This window comes from Sabulicella flocculans (genome assembly GCF_045449635.1).
GTDB lineage: Bacteria > Pseudomonadota > Alphaproteobacteria > Acetobacterales > Acetobacteraceae > Roseococcus.
In genome coordinates this window covers 439,023-460,599 of record NZ_JBJJBR010000001.1, presented here as the reverse complement: position 1 = coordinate 460,599, position 21,577 = coordinate 439,023, and the positions used below count along the sequence as shown (strand labels likewise).

The window sequence follows — 21,577 nt, the reverse complement described above, 5'->3', positions numbered from 1 at the left end:
GGAAACCGTCCAGATGGACACCATCATCCGCGCCGCGCGCCCGCGCGCCGTCTTCTCGCCTGACCACGAGGCCTTCCGCGACAGCTTCCGCCGCTTCGTCGAGAAGGAGATCGTCCCGCACCACCGGCAGTGGGAGCGCGAGGGCATCGTCCCGCGCGAGCTGTGGCGCAAGGCCGGCGCGCAGGGCTTCCTCTGCCCCATGCTGCCGGAGGAATATGGCGGCGCCGGCGGGGATTTCGGCTTCTCCGCCGTGGTGATCGAGGAGCTGGCGCGGGCCAACGCCACCGGCGTCGCCTTCCAGCTGCACAGCGACATCGTGGTGCCCTACATCCAGGCCTACGCCACCGAGGCGCGCAAGTGCGAATGGCTGCCGAGGATGGCGTCGGGCGAGATGATCGGCGCCATCGCCATGACCGAGCCGGGCATGGGCAGCGACCTCAAGGCGGTGCGCGCCACCGCGCGGAAGGAAGGCGACAGCTGGGTCATCAACGGCGCCAAGACCTTCATCAGCTCCGGCCAGAATGCCGGCCTCGTCATCGTCGTCTGCAAGACCGACCCGGCGGCGGGGCGCAAGGGCGTCTCGCTGATCGCGGTGGAGGAGGGCACGCCGGGCTTCACCAAGGGCCGCAAGCTGGAGAAGATCGGCCTGCACGCGCAGGACACGTCGGAGCTGTTCTTCGAGGATGTGCGCGTCCCGCTCGATCACCTGATCGGCGAGGAAGGCGGCGGCTTCCGCCACCTGATGCACCAGCTGCCGCAGGAGCGCCTGGTGATCGCCGTGCGCGCCGCCACCAGCATGGAGGCGATGCTGGAGGAGACCATCGCCTACACCAAGTCCCGCCCGGTCTTCGGCCAGACGGTGTTCGACTTCCAGGTGCACCGCTTCAAGCTGGCCGAGGCCAAGGCCGAGATCGGCATGTTCCGCGTCTACCTGGATGACTGCCTGGCCCGCCACCTGCGCGGCGAACTCAGCGCCGAGGACGCGGCGGCCGCCAAGCTGCTGGGCACCGAGATGCAGAACAAGTGGCTCGACGCCTTCCTGCAGATGCATGGCGGCTACGGCTTCATGGCCGAATACGCCATCGGCCGCGCCTGGGCCGATGCGCGGGTGGGCCGGATCTATGGCGGTTCCTCCGAGGTGATGAAGGAGATCATCGCGCGGAGCCTCTGATCCGCCTTCGAACGCCGGCCGCCCGGCTTTCGCCGCGCCGCGGGTTCGCCAGTTGCAAGGGCGCAGGTGCGGCGCGGGCCGCCCTGCGACCCGAAGGACAAACAAGTCGGGAGTCACGTCACCATGAAGCGCCGCACCCTCCTCGCCGCCTCCGCCGCCGGCCTCGCCGCGCCGCGGCTGGCCGATGCCCAGGCCGCTTTCCCCAACCGCCCCATCACCCTGCAGATCGCCTTCCCCGCCGGCGGCGCCACCGACGTGCAGATGCGCTCCTTCGCCGAGGCGGCGACGCGCGCCCTGGGCCAGCAGGTGATCATCGAGAACCGGCCCGGCGGCGGCGGCACTCTGCCGGCGGCCAACATGCGCAACGTGCGCCCGGACGGCTACACGCTGGGGCAGCTCGCCCTGCCTGCCATCCGCCTGCCCTACATGCAGCGCATGGCCTTCAACCCGCGCACCGACTTCACGCCCATCATCCACCTCACCGGCTACCTCTTCGCCGTCTGCGTGCGCGCGGAATCGCCCTACCAGACCTGGGCGGACCTGGTGGCCGATGCGCGCCGCCGCCCCGGCATGGTCAAGATGGGCAACACCGGCGCCAACGGCACGCCGCACCTGACCCTGGTGGACATCGCCGCCGCCGAGCGCATCGAGCTGGAGCACGTGCCCTTCCGCGGCGAGGGCGACGCCGTGCCCGCGCTGATCGGCGGGCACATCGACGCCTCCGGCACCGGCTCGGGCGTGGTGGAGCTGGTGGAGCAGGGACGGCTTCGCGCGCTGAACGTCTGGTCGCGCGAGCGCTCCTGGCGCTGGCCCAACGTGCCCACCCTGCGGGAGCTGGGCTACGACATGGTCGTCACCTCGCCCTATGGGCTGGTCGGCCCGCTGGGCATGGAGGCCGACATCGTGCGCCGCCTGCACGAGGGCTTCCGCACCGCCCTGCACGACCCCGCGCACGTCGCCACGCTGCGGCGCCTCGACATGCCGCTGGAATACCTGGGGCCGGAGGACTACGCCGCCTTCATCCAGCGCACCGCGACGGAGGAGGAGGCGCGCGTCACCCGGCTGGGCCTGCGCGGCTGATGGTGCTGCGCGACGACGCGCTGGGGGGCGCGCGCGTGCTGGTCACCGGCGGCGGCACCGGGCTGGGGCTGATGATGGCGCGGTGCTTCCGCGCCTGCGGCGCCGAGGTCGAGATCTGGGGCCGCCGCGCCGCCGTGCTGGAACCGGCGGCAGCGGGGCTGGACGCCCGCTGGCAGGCAGTGGACATCCGCGACGCCGAGGCGGTGGAGGCCGCCCTGGCCCGCAGCCTCGACGCCGGCGCCGGCCCGACGCACCTGGTGAACAACGCCGCCGGCAACTTCCTGTCCCGCACCGAGGACATCTCGCCCCGCGGCTTCCGCGCGGTGGCGGACACGGTGCTGCACGGCACCTTCCACGTCACCCACGCGCTGGGCCGGCGCTGGATCGCCGCCGGCACCGGCGGCGCGGTGGTGAGCATCCTGGTGACCTGGACGCGCACCGGCGCGCCCTTCGTCGTGCCCTCGGCGATGAGCAAGGCGGCGGTGGAGGGGATGACGCGCAGCCTGGCGCTGGAATGGGGGCCGCACGGCATCCGGCTCAACGCCATCTCGCCCGGGCTGATCCCGACGGAGGGGATGCTGGCCCGCATCCGCCCCGGCGCCGAGGACCCGGCCGGGAAATGGAGCGCCAGGAACCCGCTGCGCCGCGCCGGCACCGCGGAGGACATCGGCACGCTGGCCGCCTTCCTGCTGAGCGAAGGCGCCTCCTGGATCACCGGCGAGACGGTGGCGCTGGACGGCGCGCAGCACCGCGCCACCGGCGCGGGCACCTACATGGACTACGCCGCCTGGGGCGATGCCGAATGGGCGGAAGCGCGGGCGCGCATCAAGGCGGTGGACGCGAAGGACAAGTCCGCGCGCGCTTGATGCGGCGCCGCCGGCATGGCTTCATTCCTTCCTGCACCCGCAAGGAGCCCTGCCGATGATCCGCCGCCGCCACCTGCCCGGGCTGGGTGCCGCCATCCTCGCCACGCCCGCCCTGGCGCAGACGCCGCCGGTGCTGAAGGTGGGCTCCACCCCCACCGGCATCCCCTTCACCTTCCTCGACACCGCCACCAACCGCATCACCGGCTTCATGGTGGAACTCATCACCGAGATCGGCCGCCGCCAGGGCTTCGGGGTGGAGGTGCAGGCCACGCCCTTCGCCGCCCTGATCGCCTCGCTCACCTCCTCGCGCATCGACCTCATCTCCGCCGCCATGCTGGCCACCCCGGCGCGGCGCGAGCAGGTGGACTTCTCCGACCCCGTCTACACCTATGGCGAGGGCGTGGCGGTGCGCGAGGGCGAGCAGCGCCCGTGGCGCGGCCTGGCCGACATGCGCGGCGTGTCCGCCGGCGCCCAGGTCGGCACCATCTACATCGAGCCGCTGCGCGCGGCCGGGCTGGACGTGCGCACCTATGACAGCGTCGGCGACATCATGCGTGACGTGTCGCTGGGCCGCATCCAGGCCGGCTTCGGCGACGCGCCCATCGTCTCCTACCAGATCGCGCAGGGCACCTTCCGCGGCGTGCGGCTGCTGGCGGACTACCGCCCCTCCGTCGTCGGCTCCATCGGCATCGCCACCCGCAAGGGCGACGCCACCATGGCGCGGGTGAATGCCGGGCTGGCCGCGATGAAGGCGGACGGCGCGATGGCCGCCCTCATCGCCAAGTGGAACCTGCCGCCCGACGTCGCCTGATGGCCGGGTTCTGGGCCGACGCCCAGCGCTTCCTGCCCATCCTGCTGCAAGGCATGGGCATGACGGTGCTGGTGACGCTGGGCGCGCTGGTGCTCTCCACCGGGCTGGGGGTCGTCTGGGCGCTGATGCGCACCTCGGGCATCGCCTGGCTGGAATGGCCGGCGCGGGTGTTCACCAACGTGATCCGCGGCATCCCCATCCTGGTGCAGCTGTTCTACATCTACTTCGTGCTGCCCGAGCTGGGCGTGGACCTGAACGCCTTCCAGGCCGGCGTCATCGGCCTCGGCGTCGCCTACTCGGCCTACATGGGCGAGGTGTTCCGCTCCGGCATCCTGGCGGTGGACCCGGGGACGGTGGAGGCGGCGGAATCGCTGGGCATGCGCCGCGCCCGCATCCTGTGGCGCGTCGTGCTGCCGCAGGCGGTGCGCATCGTGCTGCCGCCCTATGGCAACACCCTGATCATGCTGCTGAAGGACAGCTCCCAGGCCAGCGTCATCACGGTGGCGGAGATGTCCACCCAGGCGCGCCTCATCGCCGCCTCCACCTTCAAGAACCAGGAGGTCTGGACACTGGTGGCGCTGCTCTACCTCTGCCTCTCCATCCCGCTCATCCTGCTGGTCTCCTGGCTCGAGCGCCGGTACGGCCGCCGATGATCGCCATCGAGTCCCTGCGCAAGTCCTTCGGCGCGCATCGCGTGCTCGACGGCATCTCGCTCACGGTGGCGGCGGGCAAGGTGGTCTGCGTCATCGGCCCCTCGGGCTCGGGCAAGTCCACCCTGCTGCGCTGCGTGAACGGTCTGGAGGCCTACCAGGGCGGGCGCGTCGCGGTGGACGGCGTGGTGGTGGACCGCGCGGCGCCCTCCATCCACGCCGTGCGGCGGCAGGTCTCCATGGTGTTCCAGCGCTTCAACCTGTTCCCGCACCGCACCGCGCTGGGCAACGTGATGGAGGGGCCGCTCGCCGTGCTCGGCACGCCGCGGGCGGAGGCGGAGGCGCAGGCCCGCGCGCTGCTGGCCCGCGTCGGCCTGGCGGGGCGGGAGGATGCCTGGCCCTCCGCGCTGTCCGGCGGGCAGCAGCAGCGCGTCGCCATCGCCCGCGCCCTGGCCATGCGTCCCAAGGCCGTGCTGTTCGACGAGCCGACCAGCGCCCTGGACCCGGAGCTGGTGGGCGAGGTGCTGTCGGTGATGCGCGACCTGGCGCGGGAGGGGATGACCATGATGGTGGTGACCCACGAGATGGGCTTCGCGCGCGAGGTGGCGGACCGCGTGGCCTTCATGGATGGCGGCGTGGTGGTGGAGGAAGGCCCGCCGGCCGAGTTGCTCGCCGCCCCGCGCGAGGCGCGCACGCAGGACTTCCTGCGCCGCGTGCTGCGGCCGCTCGGCTGATGCCCCACCCCTCGCTCTACGCGGCCACCGCCGCGCCGGGGCCGGATTGCCCGCCGCTGGAGGGCGAGGCGCGCGCCGATGTCTGCGTGGTCGGCGCCGGCTTCACCGGCCTGTCCGCCGCGCTTCATTTGGCGGAGGCCGGGGCGCGCGTCGCGGTGCTGGAGGCGGAGGAGCCGGGCTTCGGCGCCTCCGGCCGCAATGGCGGGCAGGTGAACCCCGGCCTGAAGCCGGACCCGGACACGATCGAGCGCGATTTCGGCCCCGACCTCGGCGCGCGCATGGTGGCGCTGTCCTGGGGGGCGCCGGAGGCGGTGTTCGCGCTGGTGCGCCGCCACCAGATCGCCTGCGAGGCGCGCCAGGGCGGCACGCTGCGCGCCGCACTGGGGCCCCGCAACGCCGCCGCGGTAGAGGAAAGCGCCGCGCAATCGGCCCGGCGTTCCGGCGAGGTGCTGTGGCTGGACGCCGCCGCCACCGCCGCCGCCACCGGGACGGACCACTACGCCGGCGCCATGCTCGACCGGCGCGGCGGCGACCTGCAGCCGCTGCTCTACGCGCGCGGGCTGGCGCGCGCCGCCATCGCGCAGGGCGCGCGCATCCACGCCGCCACCCCGGCCCGGCGCCTGGCGCGCGAGGGCGCGCTGTGGCGCGTCGAGACGCCGCGCGGCGCGGTGCGGGCCGAGCAGGTCATCCTCGCCACCAATGGCTACACCGATGCGCTGTGGCCCGGGCTGGCGCGGTCGGTGGTGCCGGTGTTCTCCTCCATCGCCGCGACGGCGCCGATGCCGCCGGCCATGCAGGCGGCGGTGCTGCCGCTGCGCGCCTCGCTCTACGAGGCGGGGAACATCACCGTCTACTACCGCGTGGACCAGGCGGGGCGGCTGCTGATGGGCGGGCGCGGGCCCCAGCGCCCCATCGGCAGCACCGACCCCATCCGCTACCTCATCGCCCATGCCGGGCGCCTGTGGCCCGGCGCGGCGGAGCTGGACTGGACGCATGGCTGGAACGGCCAGCTGGCGATGACGCCCGACCACTACCCGCACCTGCACCAGCCGGCGCCCGGCCTCCATGCGGCCCTGGGCTACAATGGCCGCGGCGTGGCGATGGCGACGGTGATGGGCATGGAGCTGGCGCGCTGGCTGCGCGGCGGCACCCCCGACATGCCTGTCACCGGCATCAAGCCCATCCCCTTCCACGGCCTGTGGAAGCTGGGGGTGCTGGCCAAGGTCTGGGAAGGCCGGGTGAAGGACCGGCTGGGCCTCTAGATCATGATCCAGCCTTTGCTGGGAGGACGAGTCACCGCTGTGTTGATTCCATCAAGGCGGCTCGTCCTCTAGCCGTAGGCCACCGCGTCATCCTTGTGCCGCCCCGAGGACCGCACCGCCCCACCCCCGGTCATCGCCAGCGACACCGCCTCGGCCACGCGGATGCCGTCCACCCCGGCCGACATGATGCCGCCGGCATAGCCCGCCCCCTCGCCCGCCGGGTACAGGCCGGGCGTGTTCAGGCTGGCGCAATCCTCGCCGCGCGGGATGCGCAGCGGCGAGGAGGTGCGCGTCTCCACCCCCGTCAGCACGGCGTCGCGCATGGCGAAGCCGGGGATGTCCTTGTCGAAGGCGGCCAGCGCCTCGCGCATCGCCGCCACGGCGAAATCCGGCAGGCAGGGCGACAGGTCGGTGGGCGTCACGCCAGGCAGGTAGCTCGGCACCACCTCGCCCAGCGCGGTGGAGGCACGGCCTTCGAGGAAGTCGCCCACCAGCTGCGCCGGGGCGCGCCAGGCGCCGCCGCCGGCGTGGAAGGCTGCTTCCTCCCACCGCCGCTGGAACTCCACCCCGGCCAGCGGCCCGCCCGGATAATCCGCCGGGCTGATGCCCACGACGATGCCGGCATTGGCGTTGCGCTCGTCGCGCTGGTACTGGCTCATGCCGTTGGTCACCAGCCGGCCGGGCTCGCTGGCCGCGGCGACCACGCGCCCGCCGGGGCACATGCAGAAGGAATACACGCCGCGGCCATTGGCGGCGTGGTGCACCAGCCGGTAGTCGGCCGCGCCCAGCAGCGGGTTGCCGGCATTGGGGCCGAAGCGGCGGGCGTTGATCAGCGCCTGCGGGTGCTCGATCCGCACGCCGATGCTGAACGGCTTGGCCTCCATCTGCACGCCCTGGCCGTGCAGCATGGCGAAGCTGTCGCGCGCCGAGTGGCCGATGGCCAGCACGGCGTGGCGCGCGGGAAGCAGCGTGCCGTCGCTCAGGTGCAGGCCGCGCAGGCCGCGGGTGGCGGGGTCCAGATCCAGTCCCTCCACCCGGGTGTCGAAGCGGTACTCGCCGCCCAGCGCCTCGATCTCGGCGCGGATGCGCTCGACCATGGAGACGAGTCGGAAGGTGCCGACATGCGGCTTGGAGATGAACAGGATCTCCTCCGGCGCGCCGGCCTTCACGAACTCCTGCAGCAGCTTGCGGCCGAAGAAGAAGGGGTCGCGGATCTGCGACCACAGCTTGCCGTCGCTGAAGGTGCCCGCCCCGCCCTCGCCGTACTGCACGTTGCCCTCGGGATGCAGGATGCTGCGTCGCCACAAATCCCAGGTCTGCTTCGTGCGCGGGCGCACCGCCGGGCCGCGCTCGATCACGATGGGCCGGAATCCCGCCTGCGCGAGGATGAGGGCGCACATGAAGCCGCAGGGCCCGGCGCCGATCACCACCGGGCGCTCCTCCATCCCCGCCGGCGCGCGGGCGACGAAGCGGTAGGCCATGTCCGGGCTGGGGCGCAGCCGGGCGTCACGCGCCAGCAGCGCCGCTTCCTCCCGCACCTCCGCGTCCACGGTGTAGGAGAGCATGATGCGCCGCGGGTTGCGCGCGTCGTAGCCGCGGCGGAACACCGAATAGCGCAGCGGGGCGCCGCCCAGCCGTTCGGCGAGGGCCTGCTCCAGCGCTTCGGGGGCATGGTCCAGCGGCAGGCGAATCTCGGTGACGCGCAGCATGATCGCGCGCGGGTTACGCCAGGAAGCGCTCCTTGAGCAACCGGCGCATCAGCTTGCCGGCCTCGGAGCGCGGCAGTTCCTCCACGAACTCCACCGTGCGCGGCACCTTCAGCCGGCCCAGATGGGCGCGGCAATGCGCCAGCACGGCGGCGGCGTCCGGCGCCTCGCCGCGCGGCACCACCAGGGCCATCGGCACCTCGCCCAGATCGTCGTCCTTCACGCCGATCACCGCGCATTCGGAGACGTCCGGATGCTGCGCCAGCACCGCCTCGATCTCGGCCGGATAGACGTTCACCCCGCCGGAAAGGATGAGGTCCGCCCGCCGGTCGCTCAGGAACAGGTAGCCCTCCTCGTCCAGCCAACCCAGGTCGCCCAGGCTGGCCCAGCCTTTCTCGTTGTAGCAGGCGGCGGTCTTCTCCGGGTCGTTGTGGTAGGCGAAGCGCGCCCCGCCGGAGAACCAGATGCGCCCCACCTCGCCGGGCGGCAGCTCGCGCCCTTCCTCATCGGTGACGTGCACCGCGCCGTAGGCGGGCCGGCCGACGCTGCCGGGGCGGCGCAGCCATTCCTCGCTGGAGATCACCGTGGTGCCCACGCCCTCGCTGCCCGCGTAGTACTCGCGCAGGATGGGGCCCCACCATTCGATCATCGCGCGCTTCACCCCCGGCGGGCAGGGCGCGGCGGCGTGGATGGCGCAGCGGTGGGTGGACAGGTCGTAGGCGGCGCGCGTGGCCTCCGGCAGGGCCAGCAGCCGGCCGAACATGGTCGGCACCCACTGGCTGTGCGTCACCCCGCATTGCTGGATGGTGCGCAGGCAGGCCTCGGCGTCGAACTTGCGCAGGATGACCGCGCTGCCGCCGCCATCCATGGCGCGCTGCACGTAGCGCAGCGGCGCGGCGTGATACAGCGGCGCCGGCGAGAGGTACACGGTGTCGGCGTCGAAGCCGTACAGCGCCTTCCACGTCATGTCGAACTCGGGGTCGTGGCGCTTCTCCCACGGGATCAGCGGGCGCTGGATGCCCTTGGGCAGCCCGGTGGTGCCGGAGGAGTACAGGAAGTCCCGCCCGATGGGCCGCGGCGGCTCGGGCCAGGTGGCCGGCTGCCCGGAGGACAGCCAGGCGAAGGGCGCGAAGCCCGGCAGCCCGCCGCCGGTGGCGTAGCGGTGCGGCACCCCCGCCAGGTCCAGCGCCGCCGCCAGCCCTTCCAGCGCCGCGTCGGCGATGATGAGGCGCGCGCCGGAATCGCGCAGCACGTGCGCCACCTCCTGCGGGCGCAGGTGGATGGACAGCGGCGTGACCATCAGCCCCGCTCGCTTGGCGCCATACAGCGCCAGCAGGAAGTCGGGCGAGTTCGGCAGCAGCAGCGCCACCCCCTCGCCGGGCTGCAGCCCGAGCGCGACCAGCCCGTTGGCGATGCGGTTCGCGCCCTCGTCCAGCGCGCGGAAGTCGAGGCTCTCGTTGGTTTCGGGAAAGAAGGCGCAGGTCTTGTCCGGCGTCCTCTCGGCCTGGCGGGCCAGCTGCGGCATGGGGCTTCCTCGGCGTCTCGTTGGTGGCATCGTCCCGCCCCGCACCGGCTTGCGTCAACCGCGCCCGCGTGGTGCCCTGCCGGAAATCATTCCGGAGGGACGGGCATGGACGTGAAGGGGGCATCCGCCATCGTGACGGGCGGCGCTTCGGGGCTGGGGCTGGCCACGGCGCGGCGGCTGGCGGCGGCCGGGGCGAAGGTGCTGATCGCGGACCTCGCGACCTCGCCCGGCGCCGCGGTGGCGCAGGACCTGGGCGGCGGCTTCGCGGTGGCCGACGTGGCGGACGAGGCGCAGATGCGCGACGCCGTCGCGGCCGCCGAGGCGATGGGCCCGCTGCGGGTGCTGGTGCATTGCGCCGGCCGCGGCGGCGCGCTGCGCATCCTGGAGAAGGACGGCACGCCGGGCAGCCTGGCGCATTTCGAGACGGTGATCCGCGTCAACCTCACCGGCTCGTTCAACGCGCTGCGACTCGCCGCCGCCGCGATGGCGCGGACCGAGCCGGTGGAGGGCGAGCGCGGCGTGTGCATCCTCACCGCCTCCATCGCCGGCTATGAGGGGCAGATCGGGCAGATCCCCTACGCCTCCTCCAAGGCGGGCGTCATCGGCATGACGCTGGTGGCGGCGCGCGACCTGGCTTCCAAGGGCATCCGCGTCTGCACCATCGCGCCGGGCATCATGGACACGCCGATGCTGGCCCGCCTGCCCGACCCGGTGAAGGAATCGCTTGCCCAGGGCGTGCCCAACCCGCATCGCCTGGGCACGCCGGACGAATACGCCAGGCTGGCCATGCACATCGTGGACAATGGCTACCTGAACGGCGAGACGGTGCGCATGGACGGCGCGCTGCGCATGGCGCCGCGGTAGCGCGCGACCCGCCTTGGCGGAGGCGCCGCGGCGGCGGACGGCCCGTGCAGCAGGCTGGACCCCAGTTCCGTGACGCGGAACCGGGGCTGGCGGCTCAGCCGGCCACCAGCGCCCGCAGCGCCGCCACCTGCACCTTGCCCAGCGCGGTGCGCGGCAGGCTGGCGGCGGTCACCACCGCGCGCGGGTGCTTGAAGCGGGCCAGCCGGCCTTCGAAGTGGCGCAACACCGCCGCTTCGTCGAAGCCCTCGCCGGGGACGACGACGGCGACGGGCACCTCGCCCCAACGGGCATCGGGGCGGCCGACCACCGCGGCCTCCCGCACGCCCGGCGCCGAGAGCAGCACGCGCTCAAGCTCCGCCGGGGCGATGTTCTCGCCGCCGGAGATGATGAGGTGCTTCAGGCGGTCGGTGAACCAGAAGCGGCCCTCCGCATCCTGGCGCCCGGCATCGCCGGTGCGGAACCAGCCGTCCTCCGTGAAGGCGGCCGCCGTCGCCGCGGCGTCGTTCCGGTAGCCGGCGAAGAGGTTGGGGCCGCGCAGCTGGATCTCGCCATCCGCAGCGATGCGCGCCTCGCAGCCGCCCACGGGAAAGCCGATGGAGCCGGGATGCGCCAGCGCCTCCTCCACCGATTGCGCGATGGCGATGGGGCCGCTCTCCGTCATGCCATAGACCTGCTGCACCGGCACGCCCTTGGCGTGGAAGGCGGCGATGAGGTCCGGCGGCACGTCGGAGGAGCCGGCGCCGACAGCGCGCAGGCAGGAGAGGTCCGCCCCCGCCCAGCGCGGATGCGCCACCAGCGCGGCCATCACGGCGGGCACCAGCAGGGACAGCGTGGGGCGGTCCTGCACCATGGCATCGAAGAAGGCGTCGGCGTCGAAGCGCGGATGCAGGATGACCTGCGCGCCGGCCACCAGCGCCGGCAGGGTCTGGATGGCCAGGCCGCCCATGTGGAACAGCGGCAGCACGGTCAGCACCCGGTCCTCCCGCGTCAGGCCGAACAGGCTGATGCCGTGCCGGATGTTGGTCTGCACCGCCGCCGCCGTCAGCATCGCCCCCTTGGGCCGCCCGGTGGTGCCGGAGGTATAGGCGATGACCCGCACATCCGCGGCGCCGCGCGCCGGCCGGGCAGCGGGGCTGGGTGCGGTGGCGCCGGCAGGCGGGCCGCAGCGCACCAGCCTAAGCCCCGCATCTTCGCTGATCCATTGCAGCTCCGCCGCCGAAAGGCGCCAGTTCAGCGGCACCAGGGCGACGCCGGCTTCCTCGCAGGCCGCGAGGCAGGCGAGCATGGAGGGGTGGTTCAGCCCCAGCCAGCCGACGCGGTCACCCGCCGCCACGCCGGCGGCGCGCAGGGCTTCGCGTTCGGCGGCCAGCAGGGCGGGGGTCAATCCGTCTCGCCCTTCTCGTAGAGCGCCTCGCGGCCGATGCGGTCAATGCACAGCTCGGCCGTCCAGGGCAGCATGAGGGAGCCGCAGCGGCTGTCGCGATACAGACGCTCCAGCGGCAGGGAGCGCAGCATGGATTGGCCGCCGCAGGTGCGCACCGCCTTGGTGGCCAGGGCGTTGGCGTTCTCCATCACGGTGTGCTGCGCGGCCAGGGCGCGCAGCACCTGCTCCTTGGAGGGGTCGGGGCCGGCCTCGCTGATGGCCTGGAACCACAGCGCCTTGGTCTGCTCCAGCATCACCCGCATCTCGGCCACCGCGACCTGCTTGGTGGCGTACATGCGGCGCTTGACCGGGGGCGTGCCCGGCTGCTCGCCGCGCAGGTAGCGCACGGTGAAGTCGTAGGCGGCCTGGGCGATGCCCATGTAGGTGGGCGTCAGCGTCATGAACATGTGCGGCCAGCGCGAGGCCGCCTGGAAATACAGGCCGGGCGGCATCAGCATGGCCTCTTCGGGCACCCAGACATCCTTGAACACCAGGGTGCGGGACACGGTGCCGCGCATGCCCAGCGGGTCCCACTCGCCCTCCACCGTCACGCCCGGCGCGTCCCTGGGCACCGAAAGATACAGCGTGTCGCGGCGGGACGGCTTCCCCTCCCCCGTCACCTGCGTACACAGGATGCCATAGCAATCGGCGTGGCCGGCCAGCGAGGCGAAGATCTTGCGGCCGTTGATTCGGAAGCCGCCATCAACCGGCGTGGCGGTGGTGCCGAAGGCCACGGTGCCGGCGGCCGCCGCGCCGCCCTCGCTGAAGGGCTGCGAGAAGATGGCGCCATCCTGGAGGATGCGCGCGTAGTGGCCGCGCCGCCGCGCGTGGTGGGTGGCGCGGGTGGCGTCGTCCATCTCTAAATCGTCGGTCAGCAGGCCGGTCCAGAGCGTGCTGCACACATGCATGTTCCAGGTCAGCGCCGTGGCGCCGCAGAAGCGGCCGAACTCGGCGGCGGCCAGGCAATAGGCGCGGAAATCGGCGCCCAGCCCGCCATCCGCGCGCGGGATGCAGATGCCCAGCCAGCCCTCGCGCCGCATGTCGGCGTAGTTGTCGGTGGGGAAGCTCGCCTCGCGGTCCCAGCGGGCGGCGCGGGCGGCCAGGATGCGCGCGCCGAACTCGCGGGCACGGGCGGTCAGCTCGGCTTCCAGGGGCGAGAGGCGGAAGCCGCGCGGGTCGAAGATCGGCGCCTCGGCGGCGGCGGTGGGCAGTGGCATGTCCATGGCGGCGGGTCCCTTCAATCCAGGAAGGCGTGCAGGGCGGCGTGGAAGGCGTCCGGCGCCTCCAGCGGCAGCAGGTGGCCGATGCCAGGCAGCACCTGCAGCCGCGCATCGGCCATGGCGGCGGCCATGCGGGCCATGCCGCGCGGCGGGGCGGTGGCGTCGGCCTCGCCGGCCAGCAGCAGGGCGGGGTGCGGGATGCGAGCGAGGTCGGCGCGGCGGTCGAAGCCGGTCAGCGCCGCCAGCGTCACGCGATACGCCGCCTCGTTCACACTCGACATCGCGGCGATGGCGGCGGGCATGGCGCCGGGGTCGGCGGCGGGCCCGGCCATGCCGGGCACCAGCGCGGCGGCGACGCCCGCCATGCCCAGCCCCTCATCCAGCGGGCGCTGGCGGGCGGCGAGGAAGGCATCGCGGAAGGCCGGGTCGCTGCTGCCGAAGGCCGGAGAGGAGGCCGCGACCACCAGCCGCCGCACCCGCGCCGGGTGGCGCAGCGCGCCCTCCAGCGCCACCATGCCGCCGAGCGAATGGCCCACCCAGTCGGCCTGGGCCACGCCGGCCTGGTCCAGCAGCGCGGCGGCGGCATCGGCCATGGCGGCGATGCTGTCCAGCGCCGGGCGGGTACCGTCATAGCCCGGCAGGTCCAGCGCCAGCACGCGGCGCGGGGCCAGGGCGGCGACGGTGGCAGCCCAGAGCGAAGCGCGGCCACCGATGCCGTGCAGCAGCAGCACCGGCGTCACAGCACGCGCCCCCGCTCGACGACAGCTTCGCCATCCAGGGTGATGGTGGTGTTGAAGACCGGGATGTCGAAATGGCCTTCGGTGTGGCGGCCGGCGAACTCGTTGGCGCCGGTGGAGAACAGGAAGTTGCCGGCGACGGCGCGCAGCTCGGTGCCGTTGGTCTCGGCCTTGTCCAGCATGGCCAGCGCCTCGTAGCGCGCGCGCGGGTTCAGCCCCCAGCCGACATGGGAGACGGCATAGGCGGCGCGGTCGCCCCAGGCTTCGAGGTAGCGGCGCGTCATCTCGGCATCCGCGCCGGTGCCCTCGATGCGGGTGACGTGGTCATCCTCGATGGTCAGCGTGACCGGGCGCTCCAGGTAGCGCTTGAAGGTGAGGTTCACGTCGCCGGCATCCAGCACCAGCCGCCCGTTCACCGTGCCGGCGCGGGGGAAGGAGACGACGACGCCGCCGGGCCAATGCGCCACCGTGCCGGGGCGGTCGGTCCAGCCCCAGACGCCGGCGGTGGCCGCGCCTTCCATCGCCACCGAGAGGTCGGTGCCGGCCTCGGAGGTGACGCGCATCAGCTTCGCCGCGCGCAGGCGCTTCACCGCGGCCTTCACCGGCGCGTCGTCGCCCTCGCGCGGGACCAGGCGCTCCAGCGTCTCGGGGTGCTCGTCGCTCACCATCAGCATGCGGGTGCCGGCCTTGAGGATGCCGGGAAGCTCGGGCGCGTGCAGCAGCCCTTCGACGGTGAGGTCCAGCAGCAGCGGGCAGGCGGCGATGGCGGCCAGCGCGCCCGGATGCCCGGCCAGCGCGCGGGACGCGCCGGTGGAGCGCACCTGCACCGGCGCCGTCGGGCGCGGGCTGGGCACCGTCACCCGCACCGGGCGCGCGCCCAGCCGGTGCAACGCGGCCTCGGCCAGATGGAGATTGACCGGGCGGGACAGCGTCTCCGCCAGCACCGCCACCGGCTCGCCGGGCTGGACGCGGCACAGGCGCAGCACCTCCTCGAAGGCATCCTGCCAGCCCGCTTGCCACTCCATGCCAGACATCCCCCTGATGGCCCCGGTTGTAACAAATGAAAATTCATATGTCAGGGAGAATCCCATATCCGCAGTTCCCCGAATAGGAAGCTGTTCAGCCGCCATTCATGATGGCCGCATGGACACGTCATTCCGGGACAGCGCTATGGATGTCACTCCCGCCACTCCCCGGCTGGGGGACGGGCGCACCGACGGGCGCTTCGTGGATGACTACCTGCTCTACCTGCTGGCGCGCGCCTCGCACGCCGTGTCGGCCGAGTTCCACACCACGCTGCGCCGCGCCGGCGTGCAGGTGCCGGTGTGGCGCGTCCTGGCCTCGCTGTCCGGCAGCGAGGGCGAGACGGTGACCGGACTGGCCGAGGCCTGCCTGCTGCAGCAGCCCACCATGACCAAGCTGCTGGATCGCATGGTGCGCGACGGGCTGGTGAAGCGCCTGCCCGACGCGCGCGACCGCCGCGTCGTCCGCATCCAGATGACGCCGCGCGGCGAAGCCGTGGTGCGCGACCTGCTGGGCGCCGCCAAGACGCACGAGGCCGAGGTGCTGGCCCGCTTCCCCGACATCGGCGCCCAGCGGCTGAAGGAGCTGCTGCGGGCCATGGCGGTGAAGCCCAGCCGCGCCCGCCGCCGCGAAGCGGCCTGATACCCCTGGCGGCGCGGGGCCGCGCGCCCCACCTGCCGCGCATGCGCCTGCCCAGCCCCGGCCAGCTCGGCCCCTACGTCCTCGCCGCCATCATCCTGGCGGCGGTGGTGCAGCTGGTGGTGGCCCTGGCGCGCTGACTACCGCCCGGCCAGCCACAGGCAGCGGAAGCCGGCCGCCGCGAACAGCGCCGCGCCCAGGAACAGCCCGGCTGGGGATTCGGTCGCCGTCACCGTCGCCGCCTCCGCCCCGATGGTCAGGAACAGGCCGCCGATCAGGCACAGGGCGAAGCCGGCCGCCCGCAGCTTGCGCCGCCCGGCCGCGCGCAGCGCCGCCTCGGCCTCCGCCGGCGCGCGGGCGCCGCCGGGCAGCGCCAGGGTCAGCCCCACCAGCGCCAGCAGGATGGACGCCACCGCCTCCCGCGGCAAGTTGCCCCAGGCCCGCATCATCCAGCCCAGCAGAAGGTCGGCCATCGCACGCCCCTTTCGTTTCGCCGGCAGGCTACAGTTGGAAGCCTGCACCCAGGCTTCAACCCGCGGTGATGCAACGCGGCACCGGGCGCGCTATTTGCGGGGGGTGAACACAGAACCCGACTTCCTGAACCATGACCGGCCGGACGTGCCGAACCTCGTCGTCAGCGACGGCGTCAGCCCCTTCCACTTGGCCCGCAAGCCGGTGCGCGGCCGCCTGGTGCGTCTGGGCCCGCTGGCCGACGCGCTGCTGACCCGCCACGGCCACCCCGACCCCGTCACCCGCCTGCTGGGCGAGGCGCTGGCGCTGACCGCCGGGCTGGCGGCGGCGCTGAAGTTCCGCGGCTCCTTCTCCCTCCAGGCCAAGGGGGATGGGCCACTGCCCCTGCTGCTGGCCGACGCGACCGATGGCGGGGAGCTGCGCGGGCACGTGCGGGTGGACGCGGCCAAGCTGGGCATGTACGGCCGCAACCCCTCGCACCGCGCCCTGCTGGGCAAGGGCTTCCTGGCCTTCACCTGCGACCAGGGGCCGGAGATGGAGCGCTACCAGGGCATCGTCGCGCTGGAAGGCGGCGACCTGACCGAGATGGCCCAGGGCTACTTCGCCACCTCCGAGCAGCTGCGCACCCACCTGCAGCTGGCCTGCGCGCGCACGCCCGCGGGCTGGCGCGCCGCGGCGCTGATCCTGGAGCGCGTGGCCGGCGAGGGCGGCATCGGCGAGGAGCTGGACGCCGCCGCCCAGGACGACGCATGGGACACCGCCGTGGTGCTGGCCAAGTCGCTGACCGAGGCGGAGCTGCTGGACGACGCCCTGCCCCCGGCCCTGTTGCTGCACCGCCTGTTCGCGCTGGAGGGGCTGGCGCTGGATCGGCCCCGCGCCCTGGCCTATGGCTGCCGCTGCTCGCGCTCGCGCCTCGCGGGCGTGCTGGAAGGCTTCCCGGTGGAGGACCTGGACCACATGGCCAAGGAGGGGCAGATCACCATGACCTGCGAGTTCTGCAACGTGGACTTCCGCTTCGACCGCGCCGGCGTGCGGGGCCGCGCGTGAGGCGCCGCCGCTCCCTGCTGGCGCCGCTCGCCCTGGCCCCCCTGGCCCTGGCCGCCTGCGCGGGCGACCCGCCGGCCCGGGTGGAGGGGCCGCCCATCTCCTACGGCCACCTGACCCAGCTGCGCCTGGACGTGGCCGGGCTGGACTTCGCCGAGCGCGACCCGATGCCCGGCCCCAACGACATCGGCCGCGACCTGCAGCCCAGCGCCGCCGAGGCCGTGCGCATCATGGGCCGCGACCGCCTGGCCGCCTTCGGCTCGGAGCACCGGGCGCGCTTCACCGTCACCCGCGCGCAGATCCTGCGCGAGCGCCAGGGCGGCGGTGGCTTCCTGGCCGCCGACCGCGGCGAGCGGCTGGAAGCGCGGCTGGCCGCGCGGCTGGAGGTGGTGGACGCCAATGGCCGCCGCCTGGGCTTCGCCGAGGCGGAGACGACGCGCGCGCGCACCGGCGTCGAATCCACCCCCGCCGGCCGGCGCATCGCCGCAGAGACCCTGCTGCGCCAAGCCATGTTCGACCTGAACACCGAGTTCGAGTTCCAGATCCGCCGCGCCCTGCGCCCCTACCTGGTGGAAGGCCCCGGCCGTGCCGCCCCGCCCTCCGGCGAGGTGCGGCGCGAGGCGCTGCCGCCGTCGTGAGCGCCGCGCGCCCTGGGCGCGCGGTCCGGGACGGGGCATAAGCGCCGGCGCGCAGGCGGGCGTGCCGAAACGGTAGCCGGAAGGGTCTTAAAAACCCTGGGCCGAAAGGCCGTGCGGGTTCGAGTCCCGCCGCCCGCAGGCGCCCCTCCCCTACGCCATCAGCAGCACCGGCATCCCGGCCTGGCCGGTCATCACGTCGTGCGTCAGGCTGCCGAAGAGCATGTCGTGCACCGGCGCGTGCCGGGCGGCGCCGGCCACCAGCAGCCCGACGCCGTGCCGCGCTGCCGCCTCGCGCAATGTGGCCAGCACGGGGCGCCCGCCGCGCAGCTCCACCGCCGCCTGCGCCGCGATGCCCTGCTCGCGCAGCGACTCGGCGAGGGGTCCGGGGTCGTGCTCCTCCTTGCCGGGGGTGGCGGCGCAGGCCACCACCACCGCCTCGGCCCGCCGCAGCAGCGGCATGGCGGCGTGGACGGCGCGCACGCTGGCCGGGCTGTCGTCCCAGCCCACCAGGATGCGGCCGGGCAGGCCCGCCATCGCGCCCGGCGGGGCCAGGATCACCGGCCGGCCGCTGCCGAACACCACCGCCGTGGCCATCATGCGGTGGCCGGGCAGCGCCGGGGCGGGCCAGTCCAGCACGGCCAGCCCGCCCAGCCGCAGCCGCGCGGCCAGCTCGCTGCCCAGCCCCTCGGCCATGCTGCGGCGGCCATGGGCGTGGCAGGCCACGCCGCGGGCGGCGGCGCGCGCCGTGAAGTCGCGCAGGGCCGCGGCCTCGTCCGCCTCCGGGCGGTTGCCGATGACCTCGGCGGCGAAGACCAGCGCCTCCACCCGCGCCTCCAGGGCGGTGGCGAGGGCCAGGGCGGCCTCGCCCGCGCCGGGATCGCCCGGCTCGGCATGGGTGAGGATGCGGGAGAGGGACATCGTGGCGGCTTCCTTCATGTCGTTTGCATCACCTTACATCCATCATCGGGTAAGTTGGTGCCATCGGCGTTGACGTGGCTCAATGGCCGCCGGAATCGAGAGAAGAGGGGCCTCCCGGGATGGCCTTCGTGATCGCGGTGGCGCAGCAGAAGGGCGGCGCCGGCAAGTCCACCCTGGCGGCCAACCTCGCCGTCGCCCTCGCCGAGGACGCGCCGGTGACCCTGCTGGACACCGACCCGCAGCAATCCCTGGCCCGCTGGCACGCCATCCGGGTGGCGCAGGGGCACCCGCCGCTGCCCTTCGACACGCCCTCCGGCTGGCGGGTCGGCAACGCGCTGGACCGGCTGCGCCGCGCCGACGGCTTCGTGGTGCTGGACACCCCGCCCCAGGTGGAGGCGGACGCCGCCCGCGCCCTGCGCGCCGCCGACCTGGTGCTGGTGCCGTTGCAGCCCTCCCTGCCCGACCTCTGGGCCAGCGAGGCCACGGTGCGCATCGCCGAGGCGGAGAAGCGCCCCTGGCGCTACGTGCTGAACCGCGTGCCGCCGCAATCCCGCGTGGCCGAGGTGGTGGCGGAGGAGCTGGCCCGCCGCCGCGCCCCGGTGCTGGAGGCGCGGCTGGGCAACCGCACCGCCTTCGCCACCGCCTTCGCCACCGGCCAGGGCGTGACGGAAGCCCAGCCGCGCTCCGCCGCGGCGGCCGAGGTGCGGGCGCTCGCCTCTTCCATCCTGGCGCTGCGCGGCCAATAACAGGTCCATGCTGCCCAACCTGCTGAACGCCCTCCATGTCCTGTTCGCCGCGCTCTGGGTGGGGGGCATGGCCTTCGCCCTGCTGGCGCTGCGCCCCGCCCTGGCGGCGCTGGAGCCGCCGCAGCGGCTGGCGCTGATGGCCGGGGTGCACAAGCGCTTCTTCCTGCTGGTGTGGCACGCCATGCCCATCACCCTGCTGTCGGGCTACGGGCTGCTGTTCGGCGTGTATGGCGGCTTCCGCGGCACCGGCTGGCACGTCCACCTGATGCACCTGACCGGGCTGGTGATGGCCGGGGTGTTCCTGTTCATCGCCCTGGTGCCGTGGCGCGCCATGCGCGCGGCGCTGGCCGCGGGCGACGCCCCGGCCGCCGCGGCGGCCAACGGGCGCATCCGCACGCTGGTGGCGCTGAACCTCGCCCTCGGGCTGCTGACGGTGGGCGTCGCCGCCTGGGGGAAGATGGGATGAGCAGCGCCCCGCGCCTGACCATCAGCGACGACGACTACCCCGAGCTGGAAGCGGTGGCCGCCATCCAGCGCGGCCTGCACCAGTTCAACCAGGAGATGGGCGGCCCCTACGACCGCGAGCCCGTCACCGTGCTGGCGCGCGACGAGGAGGAGGTGGTCAAGGGCGGGCTGCTGGGCCTGACCTACTGGAACTGGCTGTTCATCGACTGGCTGTGGCTGTCGCGCGAGGTGCGCGGCCAGGGCCTGGGCACCGACCTGCTGGCCCGTGCGGAGGCGGTGGCGCGCGGCCGCGGCTGCACCGACGCCTACACCGACACCTTCAGCTTCACCGCCCCCGGCTTCTGGCGACGCAACGGCTGGACGGAGGCCGGGCGCCTGGACGGCATGCCGCCCGGCCATTCGCGCATCTGGTACCGCAAGAAACTCTGAGAAGGGGGGAGCCCGCCATGAAGGCCGCCATCGTCACCGAAACCGGGCTGGAGGTCCGCGAGGTGCCCGAGCCGCGCCCGGGCGCCGAGCAGGTGCTGATCCGCCTGCGCGCCATCGGCATGAACCGCGCCGACCTGGGCGTGGCCGCCGGGCACCGGCACGGCAGCGTCGGCGGCCCCGGCGCCATCCCCGGCCTGGAAGGCGCGGGCGAGGTGGTCGAGGTCGGCCCCGGCGTGCCGGACACCATCCGGCCGGGGATGCGCGTCATGGCCTCCATGGGCGCCTCCTGGGCGGAATATGCGCTGGCCGACTGGGGCCGCGTCTCCCCGCTGCCCGAGGGCGCCAACCTGTCCTGGGAGCAGGCGGCCGGGCTGCCCGTGGCGCTGCAGACCATGCACGACGCGGTGGTGACGCATGGCCGCGCCGGGCCGTCCAAGACGCTGATGATCCAGGGCGCGTCCTCCGGGGTCGGGCTGATGGGGCTGCAGGTGGCGCGCCTCATGGGCTGCCCGGTCGTCATCGGCACCTCCACCAACCCCGAGCGCCGCGCCCGCCTGCGCGAGTTCGGCGCCACCCACGCGGTGGACACCAACGACCCCGCCTGGGTGGACCAGGTGCTGGAGGCGACCGACGGGCGCGGCGTGGACTCCGTGGTGGACCAGGTGAGCGGCCGGCTGGTGAACCAGACGCTGCGCGCCACCTCCATCCTGGGGCGGATCGTCAATGTCGGGCGGCTGGGCGGCATGGCGGCGGAATTCGACTTCGACCTGCACGCGGCCCGGCGCATCACCTACATCGGCGTCACCTTCCGCACCCGCAGCGCCGACGAGATCCGCGAGATCGTGCGCAAGATGCGCGCCGACCTGTGGCCGGCGCTGGAGCGCGGCGAGCTGCGCCTGCCGCTGGACCGCGTCTTCCCGCTCGACGACGTGCACGCCGCCATCGCGCACATGAAGGCCAATGCGCATTTCGGGAAGATCATTTTGTCCCCGTCGTAGTTTTGCCGGGACGCTGCGCGGCCCGGCAAAACCACGACGGGGGCCCCGGGGGGCAGGCGCGCGTTTCGGTTGAACGCGGCCGCCGGATGGGGGACGGCCGCGCGGCTCCGCGCGCTCCGGGCCGCGCCCGGTCCTGGAGGGCCTGCTCCGCGCCAGG

At 73.7% G+C, this 21,577-nt stretch carries 23 protein-coding genes and 1 tRNA gene; 16 read left to right on the top strand and 8 right to left on the bottom strand.

Features of this window, described 5'->3' with window-relative positions:
* Positions 1–13: 13 nt before the first annotated feature.
* The 7 genes from ACI6QG_RS02295 to ACI6QG_RS02265 all read left to right on the top strand — a co-directional run bounded on the left by ACI6QG_RS02295 (position 14) and on the right by ACI6QG_RS02265 (position 6,574).
* Positions 14–1,171: an acyl-CoA dehydrogenase family protein gene (locus ACI6QG_RS02295; protein WP_407022938.1), complete on the top strand. Its 1,158-nt coding sequence runs from the start codon at positions 14–16 to the stop codon at positions 1,169–1,171.
* A gap of 123 nt (positions 1,172–1,294) precedes the next feature.
* On the top strand, positions 1,295–2,251 hold the full coding sequence (locus ACI6QG_RS02290; protein WP_407022937.1) for a tripartite tricarboxylate transporter substrate binding protein: 957 nt from the start codon (positions 1,295–1,297) through the stop codon (positions 2,249–2,251).
* The gene (locus ACI6QG_RS02285; protein ID WP_407022936.1) at positions 2,251–3,117 is read left to right on the top strand and encodes an SDR family oxidoreductase; all 867 of its coding nucleotides are present in this window, start codon (positions 2,251–2,253) and stop codon (positions 3,115–3,117) included. The genes ACI6QG_RS02290 and ACI6QG_RS02285 overlap by 1 nt, the downstream gene beginning before the upstream one ends.
* 55 nt (positions 3,118–3,172) lie before the next feature.
* Positions 3,173–3,928 carry an ABC transporter substrate-binding protein gene (locus ACI6QG_RS02280; protein ID WP_407022935.1) on the top strand — a complete coding sequence of 252 codons (756 nt, stop codon included), beginning with the start codon at positions 3,173–3,175 and terminating at the stop codon, positions 3,926–3,928.
* A complete protein-coding gene (locus ACI6QG_RS02275; protein WP_407022934.1) occupies positions 3,928–4,581 on the top strand; it encodes an amino acid ABC transporter permease in 654 nt (217 codons plus the stop codon). The genes ACI6QG_RS02280 and ACI6QG_RS02275 overlap by 1 nt, the downstream gene beginning before the upstream one ends.
* The gene (locus ACI6QG_RS02270; RefSeq protein WP_407022933.1) at positions 4,578–5,312 is read left to right on the top strand and encodes an amino acid ABC transporter ATP-binding protein; all 735 of its coding nucleotides are present in this window, start codon (positions 4,578–4,580) and stop codon (positions 5,310–5,312) included. Before ACI6QG_RS02275 ends, ACI6QG_RS02270 begins: the two co-directional genes overlap by 4 nt.
* Entirely contained in the window at positions 5,312–6,574 is a 1,263-nt protein-coding gene (locus ACI6QG_RS02265; RefSeq protein WP_407022932.1) for an NAD(P)/FAD-dependent oxidoreductase, read from the top strand. The genes ACI6QG_RS02270 and ACI6QG_RS02265 overlap by 1 nt, the downstream gene beginning before the upstream one ends.
* Positions 6,575–6,642: 68 nt before the next feature.
* Here ACI6QG_RS02265 and ACI6QG_RS02260 read toward each other — a convergent pair whose 3' ends face one another.
* Together ACI6QG_RS02260 and ACI6QG_RS02255 are read right to left on the bottom strand one after the other, a co-directional pair.
* Positions 6,643–8,283 (bottom strand): NAD(P)/FAD-dependent oxidoreductase, encoded by a 1,641-nt coding sequence (locus ACI6QG_RS02260; RefSeq protein WP_407022931.1) that lies wholly within the window; start codon positions 8,281–8,283, stop codon positions 6,643–6,645.
* Between the two features lie 13 nt (positions 8,284–8,296).
* Positions 8,297–9,805 carry an AMP-binding protein gene (locus ACI6QG_RS02255; RefSeq protein WP_407022930.1) on the bottom strand — a complete coding sequence of 503 codons (1,509 nt, stop codon included), beginning with the start codon at positions 9,803–9,805 and terminating at the stop codon, positions 8,297–8,299.
* Between the two features lie 105 nt (positions 9,806–9,910).
* Between ACI6QG_RS02255 and ACI6QG_RS02250 the strand changes: the two genes are divergently transcribed.
* Positions 9,911–10,669 carry an SDR family NAD(P)-dependent oxidoreductase gene (locus ACI6QG_RS02250; protein ID WP_407022929.1) on the top strand — a complete coding sequence of 253 codons (759 nt, stop codon included), beginning with the start codon at positions 9,911–9,913 and terminating at the stop codon, positions 10,667–10,669.
* A gap of 94 nt (positions 10,670–10,763) precedes the next feature.
* On the opposite strand, the gene ACI6QG_RS02245 is transcribed toward ACI6QG_RS02250, so the two are convergent.
* The 4 genes from ACI6QG_RS02245 to ACI6QG_RS02230 are packed head-to-tail and all read right to left on the bottom strand — an operon-like array spanning position 10,764 to position 15,074.
* Positions 10,764–12,053, bottom strand: coding sequence for a class I adenylate-forming enzyme family protein (locus ACI6QG_RS02245; protein WP_407022928.1), 1,290 nt, complete (start codon positions 12,051–12,053; stop codon positions 10,764–10,766).
* Positions 12,050–13,315, bottom strand: a complete 1,266-nt coding sequence (locus ACI6QG_RS02240) for an acyl-CoA dehydrogenase family protein (protein WP_407022927.1) — start codon at positions 13,313–13,315, stop codon at positions 12,050–12,052. The genes ACI6QG_RS02245 and ACI6QG_RS02240 overlap by 4 nt, the downstream gene beginning before the upstream one ends.
* Positions 13,316–13,329: 14 nt before the next feature.
* Positions 13,330–14,052 carry an alpha/beta fold hydrolase gene (locus ACI6QG_RS02235; RefSeq protein ID WP_407022926.1) on the bottom strand — a complete coding sequence of 241 codons (723 nt, stop codon included), beginning with the start codon at positions 14,050–14,052 and terminating at the stop codon, positions 13,330–13,332.
* Positions 14,049–15,074 carry a 2,5-dihydroxypyridine 5,6-dioxygenase NicX family protein gene (locus tag ACI6QG_RS02230; RefSeq protein WP_407022925.1) on the bottom strand — a complete coding sequence of 342 codons (1,026 nt, stop codon included), beginning with the start codon at positions 15,072–15,074 and terminating at the stop codon, positions 14,049–14,051. Before ACI6QG_RS02230 ends, ACI6QG_RS02235 begins: the two co-directional genes overlap by 4 nt.
* Positions 15,075–15,219: 145 nt before the next feature.
* On the opposite strand from ACI6QG_RS02230, the gene ACI6QG_RS02225 reads away from it, so the two are divergent.
* A complete protein-coding gene (locus ACI6QG_RS02225) occupies positions 15,220–15,714 on the top strand; it encodes a MarR family winged helix-turn-helix transcriptional regulator (protein ID WP_407022924.1) in 495 nt (164 codons plus the stop codon).
* Between the two features lie 137 nt (positions 15,715–15,851).
* Here ACI6QG_RS02225 and ACI6QG_RS02220 read toward each other — a convergent pair whose 3' ends face one another.
* Positions 15,852–16,184, bottom strand: coding sequence for a hypothetical protein (locus ACI6QG_RS02220; RefSeq protein WP_407022923.1), 333 nt, complete (start codon positions 16,182–16,184; stop codon positions 15,852–15,854).
* Positions 16,185–16,287: 103 nt separating this feature from the next.
* Here ACI6QG_RS02220 and hslO point away from each other — a divergent pair, with 103 nt between their 5' ends.
* The 3 genes from hslO (at position 16,288) to ACI6QG_RS02205 (ending at position 18,002) form a co-directional block, all read left to right on the top strand.
* Positions 16,288–17,229, top strand: coding sequence for an Hsp33 family molecular chaperone HslO (gene hslO / locus ACI6QG_RS02215; RefSeq protein WP_407022922.1), 942 nt, complete (start codon positions 16,288–16,290; stop codon positions 17,227–17,229).
* Positions 17,226–17,864, top strand: coding sequence for a hypothetical protein (locus ACI6QG_RS02210; RefSeq protein WP_407022921.1), 639 nt, complete (start codon positions 17,226–17,228; stop codon positions 17,862–17,864). Before hslO ends, ACI6QG_RS02210 begins: the two co-directional genes overlap by 4 nt.
* Before the next feature lie 55 nt (positions 17,865–17,919).
* A tRNA-Leu gene (locus tag ACI6QG_RS02205) sits at positions 17,920–18,002 on the top strand.
* Positions 18,003–18,014: 12 nt separating this feature from the next.
* Here the strand turns inward: ACI6QG_RS02205 and ACI6QG_RS02200 are convergent.
* A complete protein-coding gene (locus ACI6QG_RS02200; RefSeq protein ID WP_407022920.1) occupies positions 18,015–18,782 on the bottom strand; it encodes a universal stress protein in 768 nt (255 codons plus the stop codon).
* Between the two features lie 119 nt (positions 18,783–18,901).
* Between ACI6QG_RS02200 and parA the strand changes: the two genes are divergently transcribed.
* From parA to ACI6QG_RS02180, 4 genes are read left to right on the top strand one after another with little or no spacing between them, the layout of a single operon-like run.
* Positions 18,902–19,528 (top strand): ParA family partition ATPase, encoded by a 627-nt coding sequence (parA, locus tag ACI6QG_RS02195; RefSeq protein WP_407022919.1) that lies wholly within the window; start codon positions 18,902–18,904, stop codon positions 19,526–19,528.
* A 7-nt stretch (positions 19,529–19,535) separates the two neighbouring features.
* Complete coding sequence (locus tag ACI6QG_RS02190; protein WP_407022918.1) at positions 19,536–19,994, top strand: CopD family protein; 459 nt, start codon at positions 19,536–19,538, stop codon at positions 19,992–19,994.
* Positions 19,991–20,422 (top strand): GNAT family N-acetyltransferase, encoded by a 432-nt coding sequence (locus ACI6QG_RS02185; protein WP_407022917.1) that lies wholly within the window; start codon positions 19,991–19,993, stop codon positions 20,420–20,422. The genes ACI6QG_RS02190 and ACI6QG_RS02185 overlap by 4 nt, the downstream gene beginning before the upstream one ends.
* Before the next feature lie 17 nt (positions 20,423–20,439).
* On the top strand, positions 20,440–21,420 hold the full coding sequence (locus tag ACI6QG_RS02180; RefSeq protein ID WP_407022916.1) for a zinc-binding dehydrogenase: 981 nt from the start codon (positions 20,440–20,442) through the stop codon (positions 21,418–21,420).
* Positions 21,421–21,577 lie beyond the last annotated feature (157 nt).